Below are 17265 nucleotides of genomic sequence, written 5' to 3'. Positions count from 1 at the left end.
TCCCGAAATCAATTACTGTTTTCAGTAAAGTTGTAATTTATTGATTCTGAAAAAGTATTTATCATTTGTTTCGGTAAATAATTTTTCCAATACGGATATCTCCGTCAATATCCAGTTTGTAGAGGTACATTCCTGAAATTTCTGTTTCAGGTCTGAATTCTACGCGCTGCAATTCACCTGCTTCAACTGGCTTGTCCAGTAATCTGACAACCCGTTGTCCAAGCATATTGTGAATTTCAAGAACGGCATGACCACTAATTGCAGGTACAAACTCGAAGTTTACGACTTCATCGAATGGATTAGGGAATACATTCAATTCTGAAACTGTAAAGTCATTAATACCTGTAACAACAGTTTTTTTCTTGCCTTTCGAGTTGCTGGTTTCTTCATCAGAACATTCAATGGTTTCGTTGTAGTCAAATACAGCACCATCATCTACACCCGGACGTTCACTGCATCTGCAAACTTCTTCACAAGTAACGCCATGTACAATGATGTAAACCTGATCTGTAGTAACATCGGTAAAGTTGACTGTAATTCCTGTTGAATGATCAAGATCTCCTGAATTGTAGGTAAACTGTCCAGGAGCAACAGTGGGCTTTTTATTTTTCACCGGATATGGGTCACAACCGACATACACATGAGCCTCACTCAATACATATCCTTCCAGCATCTGGTATTCTACGCTTACATTACCATTCATAAAGGTAACATGTACATTTCCAACCAAAACACCGTTACTGATATCACATTGGCCAGCACCTGCATAGTAAGGAAGATCATATTCTCCTTCGGTTATGAGATTGGTCCATCCCCAACGATTAAAATTATAATCGCCAATGAAACAATGGGCATTCTCATTATCCAACTTAGCAAACGCAGTCTCACAGTTTTCGTATTTATCCATTCCTTTTCTGATAAATACGGTATCCATTGCTTCATTCTCGCAATCATCCATTACATAGAACGGATATGCAAAAATACTGTCGCAATATGTCACACTGTAAAGTTCTGCTTCTGCCCAAAGGTCACCTCCAGCTGCGCAGTTGTCTGTCCACGTAGCCATAAGCATCATTGGAACTATATCTCCTTCGCAAATTACTGAATCTTCCTGTGCGTAAATCATAGGTGGCATTTCATCTACTTTCCATGTATAAGTTACACTTACAATTTCAGCTTCATTGCCGCAATCATCAGAATATGTAGCAAACCAAGTCATCATTCTGTCACAAGTTCCAGGTTCAATTGCTCCACCAACAACATTTACTATCGGTTCAAATTCTCCGTCGCAGTTATCCCAACCAGTAAATACAGGCGGTACAATTTCTAACGGATTACAACCAAGATCCATGTCTTCTGCTTCGGTGCTGATAACCGGAAGTTCATGATCTCCCTGAACCATAAACATGGCACTGGCTTCGATCTCGTCAATACACTTATCGTTGATCGTCCAGTTTACTGTTACCGTATCGCCTAAACAAAGGTCGTTAAGTACTACCTGATCGGCATCGCTGTCCAATACCGGAGAACATCCGCCTCCAAGGTTAAGGGCCAACTCCTGTGCTGCTACCCAGTCGCTAAAGGCTTGTACCATAGCTGCCTGGTCTTCCAGATCACAGGCTAAATGCTCTTCGCTCTCTGGTAGTGCATCGTAAGTTACCGCAGGTGCTGCTGATACCATAAACATGGCACTGGCTTGGATCTCGTCAATACACTTATCGTTGATCGTCCAGTTTACTGTTACCGTATCGCCTAAACAAAGGTCGTTAAGTACTACCTGATCGGCATCGCTGTCCAATACCGGAGAACATCCGCCTCCAAGGTTAAGGGCCAACTCCTGTGCTGCTACCCAGTCGCTAAAGGCTTGTACCATAGCTGCCTGGTCTTCCAGATCACAGGCTAAATGCTCTTCGCTCTCTGGTAGTGCATCGTAAGTTACCGCAGGTGCTGCTGATACCATAAACATGGCACTGGCTTGGATCTCGTCAATACACTTATCGTTGATCGTCCAGTTTACTGTTACCGTATCGCCTAAACAAAGGTCGTTAAGTACTACCTGATCGGCATCGCTGTCCAATACCGGAGAACATCCGCCTCCAAGGTTAAGGGCCAACTCCTGTGCTGCTACCCAGTCGCTAAAGGCTTGTACCATAGCTGCCTGGTCTTCCAGATCACAGGCTAAATGCTCTTCGCTCTCTGGTAGTGCATCGTAAGTTACCGCAGGTGCTGCTGATACCATAAACATGGCACTGGCTTGGATCTCGTCAATACACTTATCGTTGATCGTCCAGTTTACTGTTACCGTATCGCCTAAACAAAGGTCGTTAAGTACTACCTGATCGGCATCGCTGTCCAATACCGGAGAACATCCGCCTCCAAGGTTAAGGGCCAACTCCTGTGCTGCTACCCAGTCGCTAAAGGCTTGTACCATAGCTGCCTGGTCTTCCAGATCACAGGCCAAATGCTCTTCGCTCTCTGGTAGTGCATCGTAAGTTACCGCAGGTGCTGCTGATACCATAAACATGGCACTGGCTTGGATCTCGTCAATACACTTATCGTTGATCGTCCAGTTTACTGTTACCGTATCGCCTAAACAAAGGTCGTTAAGTACTACCTGATCGGCATCGCTGTCCAATACCGGAGAACATCCGCCTCCAAGGTTAAGGGCCAACTCCTGTGCTGCTACCCAGTCGCTAAAGGCTTGTACCATAGCTGCCTGGTCTTCCAGATCACAGGCCAAATGCTCTTCGCTCTCTGGTAGTGCATCGTAAGTTACCGCAGGTGCTGCTGATACCATAAACATGGCACTGGCTTGGATCTCGTCAATACACTTATCGTTGATCGTCCAGTTTACTGTTACCGTATCGCCTAAACAAAGGTCGTTAAGTACTACCTGATCGGCATCGCTGTCCAATACCGGAGAACATCCGCCTCCAAGGTTAAGGGCCAACTCCTGTGCTGCTACCCAGTCGCTAAAGGCTTGTACCATAGCTGCCTGGTCTTCCAGATCACAGGCCAAATGCTCTTCGCTCTCTGGTAGTGCATCGTAAGTTACCGCAGGTGCTGCTGATACCATAAACATGGCACTGGCTTGGATCTCGTCAATACACTTATCGTTGATCGTCCAGTTTACTGTTACCGTATCGCCTAAACAAAGGTCGTTAAGTACTACCTGATCGGCATCGCTGTCCAATACCGGAGAACATCCGCCTCCAAGGTTAAGGGCCAACTCCTGTGCTGCTACCCAGTCGCTAAAGGCTTGTACCATAGCTGCCTGGTCTTCCAGATCACAGGCCAAATGCTCTTCGCTCTCTGGTAGTGCATCGTAAGTTACCGCAGGTGCTGCTGATACCATAAACATGGCACTGGCTTGGATCTCGTCAATACACTTATCGTTGATCGTCCAGTTTACTGTTACCGTATCGCCTAAACAAAGGTCGTTAAGTACTACCTGATCGGCATCGCTGTCCAATACCGGAGAACATCCGCCTCCAAGGTTAAGCGCCAACTCCTGTGCTGCTACCCAGTCGCTAAAGGCTTGTACCATAGCTGCCTGGTCTTCCAGATCACAGGCTAAATGCTCTTCGCTCTCTGGTAGTGCATCGTAAGTTACCGCAGGTGCTGCTGATACCATAAACATGGCACTGGCTTGGATCTCGTCAATACACTTATCGTTGATCGTCCAGTTTACTGTTACCGTATCGCCTAAACAAAGGTCGTTAAGTACTACCTGATCGGCATCGCTGTCCAATACCGGAGAACATCCGCCTCCAAGGTTAAGGGCCAACTCCTGTGCTGCTACCCAGTCGCTAAAGGCTTGTACCATAGCTGCCTGGTCTTCCAGATCACAGGCCAAATGCTCTTCGCTCTCTGGTAGTGCATCGTAAGTTACCGCAGGTGCTGCTGATACCATAAACATGGCACTGGCTTGGATCTCGTCAATACACTTATCGTTGATCGTCCAGTTTACTGTTACCGTATCGCCTAAACAAAGGTCGTTAAGTACTACCTGATCGGCATCGCTGTCCAATACCGGAGAACATCCGCCTCCAAGGTTAAGGGCCAACTCCTGTGCTGCTACCCAGTCGCTAAAGGCTTGTACCATAGCTGCCTGGTCTTCCAGATCACAGGCTAAATGCTCTTCGCTCTCTGGTAGTGCATCGTAAGTTACCGCAGGTGCTGCTGATACCATAAACATGGCACTGGCTTGGATCTCGTCAATACACTTATCGTTGATCGTCCAGTTTACTGTTACCGTATCGCCTAAACAAAGGTCATTAAGTACTACCTGATCGGCATCGCTGTCCAATACCGGAGAACATCCGCCTCCAAGGTTAAGGGCCAACTCCTGTGCTGCTACCCAGTCGCTAAAGGCTTGTACCATAGCTGCCTGGTCTTCCAGATCACAGGCTAAATGCTCTTCGCTCTCTGGTAGTGCATCGTAAGTTACCGCAGGTGCTGCTGATACCATAAACATGGCACTGGCTTGGATCTCGTCAATACACTTATCGTTGATCGTCCAGTTTACTGTTACCGTATCGCCTAAACAAAGGTCGTTAAGTACTACCTGATCGGCATCGCTGTCCAATACCGGAGAACATCCGCCTCCAAGGTTAAGGGCCAACTCCTGTGCTGCTACCCAGTCGCTAAAGGCTTGTACCATAGCTGCCTGGTCTTCCAGATCACAGGCCAAATGCTCTTCGCTCTCTGGTAGTGCATCGTAAGTTACCGCAGGTGCTGCTGATACCATAAACATGGCACTGGCTTGGATCTCGTCAATACACTTATCGTTGATCGTCCAGTTTACTGTTACCGTATCGCCTAAACAAAGGTCATTAAGTACTACCTGATCGGCATCGCTGTCCAATACCGGAGAACATCCGCCTCCAAGGTTAAGGGCCAACTCCTGTGCTGCTACCCAGTCGCTAAAGGCTTGTACCATAGCTGCCTGGTCTTCCAGATCACAGGCCAAATGCTCTTCGCTCTCTGGTAGTGCATCGTAAGTTACCGCAGGTGCTGCTGATACCATAAACATGGCACTGGCTTGGATCTCGTCAATACACTTATCGTTGATCGTCCAGTTTACTGTTACCGTATCGCCTAAACAAAGGTCGTTAAGTACTACCTGATCGGCATCGCTGTCCAATACCGGAGAACATCCGCCTCCAAGGTTAAGGGCCAACTCCTGTGCTGCTACCCAGTCGCTAAAGGCTTGTACCATAGCTGCCTGGTCTTCCAGATCACAGGCCAAATGCTCTTCGCTCTCTGGTAGTGCATCGTAAGTTACCGCAGGTGCTGCTGATACCATAAACATGGCACTGGCTTGGATCTCGTCAATACACTTATCGTTGATCGTCCAGTTTACTGTTACCGTATCGCCTAAACAAAGGTCATTAAGTACTACCTGATCGGCATCGCTGTCCAATACCGGAGAACATCCGCCTCCAAGGTTAAGGGCCAACTCCTGTGCTGCTACCCAGTCGCTAAAGGCTTGTACCATAGCTGCCTGGTCTTCCAGATCACAGGCCAAATGCTCTTCGCTCTCTGGTAGTGCATCGTAAGTTACCGCAGGTGCTGCTGATACCATAAACATGGCACTGGCTTGGATCTCGTCAATACACTTATCGTTGATCGTCCAGTTTACTGTTACCGTATCGCCTAAACAAAGGTCGTTAAGTACTACCTGATCGGCATCGCTGTCCAATACCGGAGAACATCCGCCTCCAAGGTTAAGGGCCAACTCCTGTGCTGCTACCCAGTCGCTAAAGGCTTGTACCATAGCTGCCTGGTCTTCCAGATCACAGGCCAAATGCTCTTCGCTCTCTGGTAGTGCATCGTAAGTTACCGCAGGTGCTGCTGATACCATAAAGGTCGCATCGCAACTATCTACTAAACCACAGAAGTCAGACACAATCATTCTTACTGTCATTGCGTCGCCACATGCGTCTAATGTCATGGCTTTAATAGTAGCCAAATCATAAACGGTGTCTTCTACTTTATAAACCGTAACCATCGGTTCTGTACCCGGATCAACGGTAAATACTGTATCCAACCAGTTACTTAAATGTCCATCCACGGTATTTTGATCCAAACAAGATTCCAGTGTAAGGTCTGAACAAGTAACAGCAACCGGATTTTCAGGTGCTTCTTTAACGGTATCATTACAGATCGTTGAATTAGGATCGACTGCATCCCATATTTCTGCAAAATAACGACCTGGCCCAACATTTTTCAATGTATCGGTTAATTCATTTGTTTGAACAAACCTTAGTGTGTCTGAAGGATCAGACAACTCTGTCCAAAGAATAGTATATGGAGTTTGCGAATTCTCAGCAGGAGTTATCACTGCTACTACCATTCCATCGTTTGCTCCAAAACATTCAATGCTATCACCAATAACCTCACAGGTAGGTGCAGATGCCTGTTCTACAATATCATTTTCACAAGTGGTTGTACAACCGTTGCCATCAACAATGTCTACTTTGTACCTTGCCGGTGCTTCAAGTCCGTCAATAGAAGCAGTTGTTTCACTTAGTATTGTAGTATCGCCAGGAGTAATTTTACTCCAGGTGTAATAGTATTCACCAGGCGTAGTTTCATTTACGATTACCGCTGTTGCTGTACCATCGTTAGCACCAATATATGTTGCATCTGTAACATTAACTTGACATACCGGAGTTGGATAAAAGTCAACAACAAAACTATCAACCGCAAAACATTCGCCATCTTCAGTAGAGCTCCTTGCCCATATTGTTTTGGGCATATCGCCTTCCGGAATTGAATAAGAAGCTGAGTCAGTAATTATTCCGGTAAGATCATTTGCATCCGATTCCGACAGATGGTAAGTAATAGTGCCTCCATAAGTTGAATCTAAAGCATCAGTTAACTTTACATTGTATGCCTCTGAAGCTTCTTCTAAACATTCGGATAAATCATGAACAGCAATTCCTGTTTCTAAATCCCATCCGAATAAAAATGGTCCGCCAAAGTCTTTCAACTCTGCTGTGAAAGAAGAAGAAGAACGGGTTTTTACAAACAAAGATCCCAGCGTTTTATTACAAGGATCAGTTCCTCCAAAAGCATCAATGCCCAGCGCTGTCAAATTAATAGCAAACTCTGCATATTGTAGCTGTTTAATATCTTCGTACCATGTTGCCTTGGGTCCTTCCAAACTTCCCCATGGAGCTCCCAGAATATCGTCGTCGGTATTAATAATAGCCCACGCCGTAGCAGAAGCTCCATCCGGAACATTAATTCCGGCATAACCAAAACCTTCGGCACCCTCTCCGCTATCAAATGCCCCAGTCATTATAAAGTCAACTCCGCTGGCATCGTTTTGTAGAGCAAGAAAATCTGCTTCTGACATCCATAATCGAACTCCAGCAGAAGGACTTGTTCCACCATTTTCAAAATCGATGGTTACAATTAGATCACCTGCTGTAGCAACAGATCCATCGACAAACGTCCACGCGGTATGTCCTCCATCGTTACCAGTGTTGGTTAGTGCCCCACCTACGAAATCAGTATTGTTTCGAAAAAATTCGAAATCGGCATGTGAGTTACCGTCAGAAGAGATGGTGGTGAAAGCCCCCATTCCCCAAACGTTGCCATCTGAATCTCGTCTTAAATGCCCCATTATATCAACGAGGTCATTTTTTTGAGGTGTACCACCGGGACCAACATTCCAGGTACTCGGATTGTCGGCATTTTTATTACTTCCGGTATAAAATACAGAAGCATCGGTATTATTTTGCTGCGAATTATTATCCCTGAAATAGACCGCATCTATCCAGCGATTCCCATTCCAGGTCGTATTCCGAGCCTTACTCATCCTTCTTTCAAAAGAATAATTATTATCATTCTTAATCAATGTTTCAAGAGTGGCCGCATCTGACTGATCGATAATACCTAATCCAGGGCCCAAAAAGTCGGAACTATAAAACCAATCATCTGTTCCTTCGGGTGTATCGCCGTTCGTATTTACCCGTAATTGATTGGCATAAACATCAGCATCAACTCCAAAGTTCGCTTTAACTGCTTCATCCTGGGTTACAATTTGACCATAGCTGCCAAAAGGTGTAATAATGGCAAATAGCATTACCATTATAGTACTGCACCAACATCGGAACAGCCATTTTTTTAACACTGACAACAAATAATTATTCATTGTCGTTAGTTCAACGTAATAGTTTTTCATACTTGTAATTTTGAAGATTAGAATAACTGTTAACTAAAAGTTTTTTCTCTGCTCATTCACAATTATCTCCATCTTCAAAAAACAGAAGTTTAACCTTCTACGCGTCCAAACGTACTTGTCATGATTTTTCGAGATTACATCTGGGGTAAGATGTAATTTCTACCTTTATTTATCATTACTACACAACTCTTTTCAGAATTGCAAATACAAGTTACCACAAGTTTAAATTGAATTCAATCGGGAATATTACGGAAATTTCTGACGATTATTTAGTCATAAAATGGGGAGTTATTGCAGGTCATTTTGGTAGGCAAATTCGATCATTTCAGCAGTGGATCGTACACTTAATTTTGTTTGAATATTCTTTTTATGTGTTTCAACGGTGCGCGGGCTAATGTTTAATTTAGCCCCTATTTCTTTGTATGTGTAGCCCTTGCAGAAGAGTTTTAAAATGGATAGTTCTCTGTTCGTCAAAATTCTTTTGTCTTCGTAGGTAGCCGCAACCTTTTTTGTGCGTAAATATTTTTTAAGCAGCAGCCATACCTGGGGCGGGAAATGGTCCTCTCCGTTTTGAAGGACTTTTATGGCATTTACCAGGTTGTCGGCACCCGCATCGTTAAAAATAAAGCCGTTTACCCCCATACTGATATACTCCTCGAAAGAATCGGAATAATCGGTGCTTAATACCAATAAAACGGGTGTTCGCGAGGTTTTACGTCGTATCTTCTTAATGGTACTGATCCCATCATCCAGACAATGGATAATGTCGATAATAATAACATCCGGATTTCCGTTTTTGAGTTTGGTCATAAAGTCGCTGATTGTCTTCGATTCGAACACGATTTTACACTCCCCGGTTTCTTCCAGAACCGACTTTATGCCGGAACAAAAAAGTGAATAGTTTTCCAATATGGCGATGTTGCACATAGTACCCCCTATTTTTTATCATTATACACCAAAAATTGGTATAAAACCAATTACATCAGAAATTCAACTATTGCTTAATTAAGGGGAGGAGTTTGTAACTACGTGAAATAGAAGAACAATATACCACTTTTTCCTTAACGAGTCAATCCGTAATATCCCGTAAAAAAAAATCGTAAAAATACGGATATAAACACCTATTGGTATTTTATTTCAATTGCATTTTGAGAAGTATCATTTTAACCATAAGCTGTTTTATATTGATAATATATGGTTGAATTACGAATAGAATAGATTATATCCTGAAACAATTCGTCCTGCGTTTTTTTTATGATTTATGTATTACTGAATGCTTAAGCGAGTGATTGATTTCAGGTTGCCTAAAAGTTTCTTATAGTAAGGAGGAGAAAATACAGGTAGTTCTACAATATTATTTTTTATTACATAACCAATCAGCTCTTTCAGTGAGCTGAGTTCGGGTTTAGCCTGTATATTGTTTTTATGCGATTCAACCGTACGAGGACTAATATTTAGCTTCTCTCCTATTAGTTTATATGAATGTCCTAAAGCAAACAATTTCAGCACCGTTAATTCGCGCGCCGAAATCTTATCCAAATATTCGCTTTCATTTTTGAAATTACCGGCATACAATTCCGATTCATTTATCCTCAGGTATCGCTCGCCATTTAGTAGTTTATGACATACAAAAAGCAACTCTCCTGTCGAATCCGACTTCCAGATTATACTTTTAATACCATTCATAATACATTGCAATACCACATTATCGGCTTTTCTAACATTAATTAAAATTGCAGGAATATCCGCGTATCTTTTCTTTAGCAATTCAGCAACAGATATTAACACTTCGAAAGGTAATGAGTAACTGAGCAAAAAGAGTTTAGCATCGTTTAGTTCATCAGCAGTTTTAAGCTCATCAAAAAAAGAATAACTGGCCACGATCTGAAAACCACTCGCTTCATTAAAAAGCAATTTTAAGGCTTCGCGACATATGTCATTATCCTCAAACACTATTATTTTTTTCTACCCGACCGATTCATCACCCCCTTTAGAACGATTTTAGAATACAAATATTCCACAACTCTGAATTTCAGGTGGTTAAATAGAACATACATTTTGTATTCCTGCTTATAAATAACCGGGATAAAAACTGATGAAGCCTGTGTATAATGCTGACGATTTTAGGCAAAAAAGCTTTACATAAAAATCGGAATGTTCACAATACCAAACACTTACAGCTCTTTATTCAATTTTTTTTTATTTTTTTTGTGACACATTTAACGAGCTGAATGTGCAGAAAACACTGCCTGTTTGATATGAAATTAACATCTAAGACATTTTCTAAATAGCGTGGTATTAATAAAATTTGTTGGAAGTTAATAATCAGTAATTTACATTTACTCCGCAAACCTTTTTAAAGAGAACTGATTAAAAGACGCTTTTGTTTCCACGTATTTCTAATTTTCAGAAAGGATCAAAAAAAGTCTACTATGTGAAATTAAGTTGTGATAAGGATTCTATCCATTAGAATTTTTGTGACACGTTGAGAGAATTATCAATGAAAATCATTGATACAGGAGAAGTTATGGACCATTAGATTAAAACAAAATGAGTAAACCAGAGTTAGTGTTGCTAATGCTATTTATAGCATTAATTGGAAAAAGTACGTTCGCCCAAAACCCACATTTCAAATTAGAAAGTAAAAGTCATCAGTTAATTACAATTGATGAAACATTCTCAAAATCAAAGGAGATCAAGCCCTTTAACGGGCAAGGCAAAAAGATTTATGGTCTTGCTGCCAGTGCTGATATTGATTTTACTTCGGCCAACGGCTGGGTACGTTTGGTACTGCTCGACCAGGATTTTAACGAGCACCTGTTGCTGGAGAGTTATCCCAACCTTAACGGAACCAATCAGGTTTCCTTAAGCAATTATGCAGAAGAAACGGCCTTGCTTAACGGTGTTGTTCCTTACGCTATTAGTGTAGAAGTAAACAATGCTTCTATCGCTTTAAAGAACATTTCCTACGCATCAAAAGGAGATGTAATTTCAGATTACAACAAACAGAAAAAGGAAAAACGTTCGGCGCAGAATAAAGACAAAATTGAAAAGCTGAACAAAAACCTAAAAGCCAGAGGCCAGAGCTGGATAGCCGGAGAAACGAGTGTTTCGCAATTAAGTTATGGCGAACGCAAAAAATTATATGGACAAAGCACCTTTCCTGCCGGGTTCGAATTTTATGCAGGAGGTGTATTTTCTGCTACAAGCAGTTCTGAGTCAGAAAGCTCTTCAACTTTAAAATCAGCTACTGCATCAAGTCCTTATGTTGATGAATGGGATTGGCGGGATCGTCATGGAAAGAATTGGATATCGCCAATTACAAATCAAAGTTCTTGTGGTGCCTGCTGGTCTTTTGCATCAACCGGTGCTACGGAAGCAATGGTTAATGTTTTTTTCAATCAACAATTAAATTTGGATTTATCCGAACAAGACGTTCTTTCATGTAGTGATGCCGGATCATGCTCAGGGGGTATCCGGGAAAAGCTCTTGATTATATTTCCACGGTTGGAGTTGTTGATGAAGTTGCTTTTCCATACAGTAAGTCAGATCAACTTTGTTCTGATAAAAGCCTTTCTCCATCAGAGCAAATCAAAATTGGAGGAAAAATTAAATATGATATTTATTCCAATACAGAGGACGATTTAAAACAAATGTTGATTGAGAATGGTCCGCTAAGCGGCGCACTAAGTGATTGGTCTCATGCCATGGTTTTAGTGGGATATAAAGTAGTGCAGGAAGGGGATCAATTTTTCTACAGAGATCTGGAACTTCAACGCTATTGGGTGACAATAGAGCCAGGCGATCCTTTAATCGGAAAAACAGTTTGGATATTTAAAAATAGTTGGGGACCATATTTTGGTGATAATGGTTATGTATATGTGGAGACTTATCCCGGCAATTTTTCCGGAACATACGCCATTAAGACACCTGTAACAAGCATTATAAATAATTACGAAGTAATTTGCACCGATAACGATGGTGACGGCTACTATTGGTGGGGAATGGGAGAAAAACCAGCAAATTGCCCGGAATCTCCTGATTTGGCAGATGGTGATGATTCAGATCCAACAAAAGGGCCACTGGATGAATATGGATATTGCCTACCGCTTAATACCACAGCCGCAGCACCAGTTGCTAATTTTTCTTCAACCAGCACAGCATTAACCAAAGGTCAGAGTGTTACCTTTACTGACTTGTCAACCAATACTCCAAAATCGTGGAGTTGGACTTTTGAAGGTGGTATTCCATCGACTTCAACCGAACAAAATCCATCAGTAACTTATAATGCAACGGGTACATTTAATGTTAGCCTCACAGTTAGTAACGCTGTAGGAATCGATACAAAATCGGAAACTGCATTTATTAATGTTACTGAGCCGGTAGTTGCTCCTGTTGCCAGTTTCTCGGCTACCCCCTCTACAATCAACGAAGGGTCAGAAGTATCGTTTACTGATTTAACAAGCAATGAACCAACAGCATGGAGCTGGACTTTTGCAGGTGCTACCCCTTCTTCATCAGAAGATCAAAACCCTAAAGTGAGATACAACACTCCGGGAACATACGATGTTATACTTACTGTAACTAATTCAGGAGGTACCAATACAAAAACAATCCCAAATTATATAGAGGTAATTGATATCGTGGAAGCTCCTGTTGCTGCCTTCTCTGCAAATAATACATCAATTTCAGAAGGACAGTCGGTATCATTTACTGACCTGTCGACCAATACACCAACAACGTGGAACTGGACATTTAATGGAGGCTCACCTGCTTCTTCTACCAGTAAAAACCCAACGGTAGTTTATGCTACTCCGGGTGTATATAGTGTTACCCTATCAGCAGAAAACGATGGTGGAACGAACACAGTAACAAAAAGTGGATATATAACTGTTCAGGATATACCTGATGCTCCAGTTGTGAATTTTTCAGCAAATAACACTGATATTTCAGAAGGACAGTCGGTATCTTTTACTGACCTGTCGACCAATACACCAACAATCTGGAACTGGACATTTAATGGAGGCTCACCTGCTTCTTCTACCAGTAAAAACCCAACGGTAGTTTATGCTACTCCGGGTGTATATAGTGTTATACTATCAGCAGAAAACGATGGTGGAACGAACACAGTAACAAAAAGTGGATATATAACTGTTCAGGATATACCTGATGCTCCAGTTGTGAATTTTTCAGCAAATAACACTGATATTTCAGAAGGACAGTCGGTATCTTTTACTGACCTGTCGACCAATACACCAACAATCTGGAACTGGACATTTAATGGAGGCTCACCTGCTTCTTCTACCAGTAAAAACCCAACGGTAATTTATGCTACTCCGGGTGTATATAGTGTTATACTATCAGCAGAAAACGATGGTGGAACGAACACAGTAACAAAAAGTGGATATATAACTGTTCAGGATATACCTGATGCTCCAGTTGTGAATTTTTCAGCAAATAACACTGATATTTCAGAAGGACAGTCGGTATCTTTTACTGACCTGTCGACCAATACACCAACAATCTGGAACTGGACATTTAATGGAGGCTCACCTGCTTCTTCTACCAGTAAAAACCCAACGGTAGTCTATGCTACTCCGGGTATATATAGTGTTACCCTATCAGCAGAAAACGATGGTGGATCAAATACTGTAACCAAGAGTGGTTTTATAACTGTTCAGGAAATAATTGAGGCTCCTATAGCTGATTTTTCAGCGGATATTACAACCGTTTTAGAAGGTGGAGAGATTTCCTTTAGTGATAAGTCGAAGAACACTCCATCATCATGGAAATGGGATTTTGAAGGTGGTAATCCAGCAACATCTACAGAGCGTAATCCAAAGGTTGCTTATCATTCAGCAAACAATTATAAAGTGTCGCTTACCGTTACCAATGCTGCAGGAAACCACACCAAAACAATTGACAACTACATTACAGTTGAAACAGCTCCTGAACCGGGATACTGCACGCCATCACCTGATGCAACAGACGAATGGATAGCAGAAGTACACATGGGAGACAACCACCATACTTCCGGATCAGAAGGATACAGCGATAACACAGCAACAAACTTTAATTTTATTGCCGGAAGCGATAACAGTATTACATTGGTTCCTGGTTTTAGCGGTAAAAGTAGTTTTGAATATTGGGGCATTTGGATTGATTTCAATTCGGACAAGATTTTTACGGAAGATGAAAAGGTCTTTACTTCCTCGAAATCCAAGTCTTCAGTTAGTGGAACAATTTACATTCCGCAAACAAATATTACTACCCGAATGAGGGTTGCAATGGGAAGCATAAGCCCAACGGCCTGTGATTACACAAAAACAGGGGAAGTAGAGGATTACACCGTTGTTATTTCAGAACCTGCACCAGAGCCACCTGTGGCTGCCTTTAGTGCCAGCTCAACAGCTATTGCATCGGGGCAAAGTATTCAGTTCTCTAATTTATCAGAGAACGAACCAACAAGTTATCAATGGTCCTTCCCTGGTGGAACACCATCTGAAAGTACCGAAGCAGATCCTGTAGTTACCTATTCTAATTCGGGCACTTACGATGTAACATTAATTGCCTACAAAGATGGATTTGCATCGTCGGAAAAAACGATATCCGCATATATTACGGTTACTGATAACGATGCTGCTCCTACCCCCTCCAATTATTGCGAACCAGCATTAATTAGCAGTATGCAGTACTATATCAAAGACGTGAATATTGGGAATGAGCTATCGGTTAACAGCTATGGCGACGGATATTCATTCGATACAAATCCATTTACATTGAATGCCGGCGGTACATATACAGTTGATTTAGTACCAAATAAAACTAACAGTCGCAATTTCTGGAGAATATGGATAGACTTTAACAACGACGGCGATTTTGATGACGCTGACGAAACGGTGTTGGCTTTAAACAACAAAAAAGGATCAATATCAGAAACCATTTCTATTCCTTCGTATGTTACAGGAACAACACGTATACGCATCACCATGAAAGAAGGAAAAGCTCCTGCAGCCTGCGATGATGATTTCCCCGGAGAAGTTGAAGACTACCTGGTTTCTTTTGCCGCTCCTGAGTTTCAGGAATCAATATCTAAAGCATCGTCGGAATCACTTCTTACTATGGATTTAAAAGTTTACCCAAATCCAACAACCGACTGGTTAAATCTGCAATTATCAGAATTTTCAGAACAAGCTTTTTATGCCATTTATAATACAGTTGGTAAGAAAGTTATGGAGCAGCCAATTAATGCACCTTTAACAACTATTGACATGAGCGATAAAGCTCCCGGCATTTACCTGGTGGTTGTAAAAACCGATGCGCAAATTTTTAATGAGAAAGTTATAAAAAGATAAGTACTGGCAACACGTACAACTCTGAGAAGGCAGGATACTATGGAAACAGAAGTTATCCTGCCTTTCTTTTTAACCGCCTTGCTAAAGCATGCAAACGCCTGATTCCTTCCAGCACTTCCGATTCAAAACGATAAGTCTCAATTCGTTTATCATCGGATACTGATAATCTTTCAATAAGGTGTAAACGAACATCCTGAAGCTCCTTTTTAAAAAGATCTTTGGCCAGAGTATTATTGACGGAAGTATCATCTAAGCTGTAAAATTGTAATGCCTTCTGAAATGCTTCCAACGCCATATTATGGACTACAGAAATTCGCTGCACCGTAGCATTGCTTACTTCAAATCCCTTTTCAATACGGTGTTCAGCTGCTTCTACCAATGATGTTGTAACCATGTCAGCTGCTGTCTCAAGTACATTAACAGCTTCTATTTGTCGCTCGAGCACATGGCTTTGGTCTTTACTTATCGACAGGCCTTGTATGTTTTGCAAAAAGGTTAATATTTCAGCGTGTCCTCTGTCTATTAGTGCATCTTTATACCTTAATTCAACCAGCTCGTGTTCCTTTCCGGTTAAGGCCATGGGAATTCCTGCCTTTACTATTTCAATTACTTTTTCTCCCAGTTTTGCAATTGAACTTTGCGATAATTCTAAAGCAAGGCTAACATCCTCCAGATAAAAGTCGTGCAACTCTGTAAATAACCTTTCCTCCTTCTTTTTCTTTTCAGGCAATAGCCAAACCACTAACTTTGCGATTGGTTTTACCAGCCAAATAAATAAGAATGTATTGGCCGCATTAAAAATGGTATGTGCATTTGCTACTTGTCGTGCACTATCTTCGGAAATAAACCTTACGATGTCGGCTAACTCTCCAATAAAAGCATACCAAATTAACACACCAACAACTTTAAAAAGCACATGTGAAATTGCTACTCGCATGGCATCCCTGGGCTTACCCAAAGCCGATAAAACTGCCGTAACACAAGTTCCGATATTGGCTCCAAGGATTATAGCAATAGCTTCCTCAATGCCCAAAAGCCCCTGCACCGAGAGAATTATCACAACACCGGTTGTAGCCGATGAACTTTGAACCAGTGCTGTAAACAGAGCTCCAATTAAAATAGCGTACAGATAATTATCCAGCCCCTTCATTAAATTAATAAAGGGCTCAAAATCTTTTAAGGGAGTTGTTGCCTCGTTCATCACATTCATGCCCAGAAAGACTAATCCGAGTCCCAGAATAATCATTCCGAAATTTTTAATTGATTGCTTTTTAAAAAGAAAACTTGCCAGAAATCCTGCTGCAATCATTATCCACGAGGCTTGGGTTATTTTAAAGGCTATGATTTGAGCTGTAATAGTTGTTCCAAGATTGGCCCCAAGAATAATTCCCAAGGTACTTTGAAATGAAATTAAGCCGGCCGAAACAAATCCTACAGCTAAAACTGTTGTTACCGACGATGATTGTATTACGGCAGTGATTCCCGTTCCTGCCACCAGCGACGTCCATCGGTTACGTGTCATTCCTTTTAAAAACGACTTCATTTTACTTCCGGCAGCGGCTTTTAAACCGTCCGTCATTACATTCATTCCGTGCAGGAATAATGCAAGTCCACCCAACAAGAGTATAATCAGTGCAGTAAAATTCATTCAAAAACTTTTTACTAATTTAAAAAACTTACTCAACTCTTTGTTCAGTCATTTTGCGACTGTCA

At 41.8% G+C, this 17265-nt stretch carries 5 protein-coding genes and 1 pseudogene; 2 read left to right on the top strand and 4 right to left on the bottom strand.

Annotation, left to right across the window (positions count from 1 at the left end; genetic code table 11):
* Window positions 1–61: 61 nt before the first annotated feature.
* From G0Q07_RS10880 to G0Q07_RS10870, 3 genes are all read right to left on the bottom strand, one after another.
* The gene (locus G0Q07_RS10880) at window positions 62–8197 is read right to left on the bottom strand and encodes a T9SS type A sorting domain-containing protein (RefSeq protein ID WP_163346116.1); all 8136 of its coding nucleotides are present in this window, start codon (window positions 8195–8197) and stop codon (window positions 62–64) included.
* 288 nt (window positions 8198–8485) lie between these two features.
* Window positions 8486–9124: a response regulator transcription factor gene (locus tag G0Q07_RS10875; protein ID WP_163346115.1), complete on the bottom strand. Its 639-nt coding sequence runs from the start codon at window positions 9122–9124 to the stop codon at window positions 8486–8488.
* Between the two features lie 339 nt (window positions 9125–9463).
* Window positions 9464–10150: a response regulator transcription factor gene (locus G0Q07_RS10870; protein ID WP_163346114.1), complete on the bottom strand. Its 687-nt coding sequence runs from the start codon at window positions 10148–10150 to the stop codon at window positions 9464–9466.
* Between the two features lie 597 nt (window positions 10151–10747).
* Here G0Q07_RS10870 and G0Q07_RS20755 point away from each other — a divergent pair.
* Together G0Q07_RS20755 and G0Q07_RS10860 are read left to right on the top strand one after the other, a co-directional pair.
* Window positions 10748–12027, top strand: a pseudogene (locus tag G0Q07_RS20755) (C1 family peptidase); the annotation flags it as partial.
* Between the two features lie 174 nt (window positions 12028–12201).
* On the top strand, window positions 12202–15552 hold the full coding sequence (locus G0Q07_RS10860; protein ID WP_246223037.1) for a PKD domain-containing protein: 3351 nt from the start codon (window positions 12202–12204) through the stop codon (window positions 15550–15552).
* Window positions 15553–15604: 52 nt separating this feature from the next.
* Here the strand turns inward: G0Q07_RS10860 and G0Q07_RS10855 are convergent, their stop codons facing one another.
* Complete coding sequence (locus tag G0Q07_RS10855) at window positions 15605–17200, bottom strand: Na/Pi cotransporter family protein (protein WP_163346111.1); 1596 nt, start codon at window positions 17198–17200, stop codon at window positions 15605–15607.
* Between the last annotated feature and the right edge of the window lie 65 nt (window positions 17201–17265).

The sequence above is a fragment of the Draconibacterium halophilum genome (genome assembly GCF_010448835.1).
In the GTDB taxonomy this organism is placed as follows: Bacteria; Bacteroidota; Bacteroidia; order Bacteroidales; family Prolixibacteraceae; genus Draconibacterium; species Draconibacterium halophilum.
The sequence above is the reverse complement of the archived record's forward strand: the minus strand, read 5'-3'. Positions and strand labels throughout refer to the sequence as shown.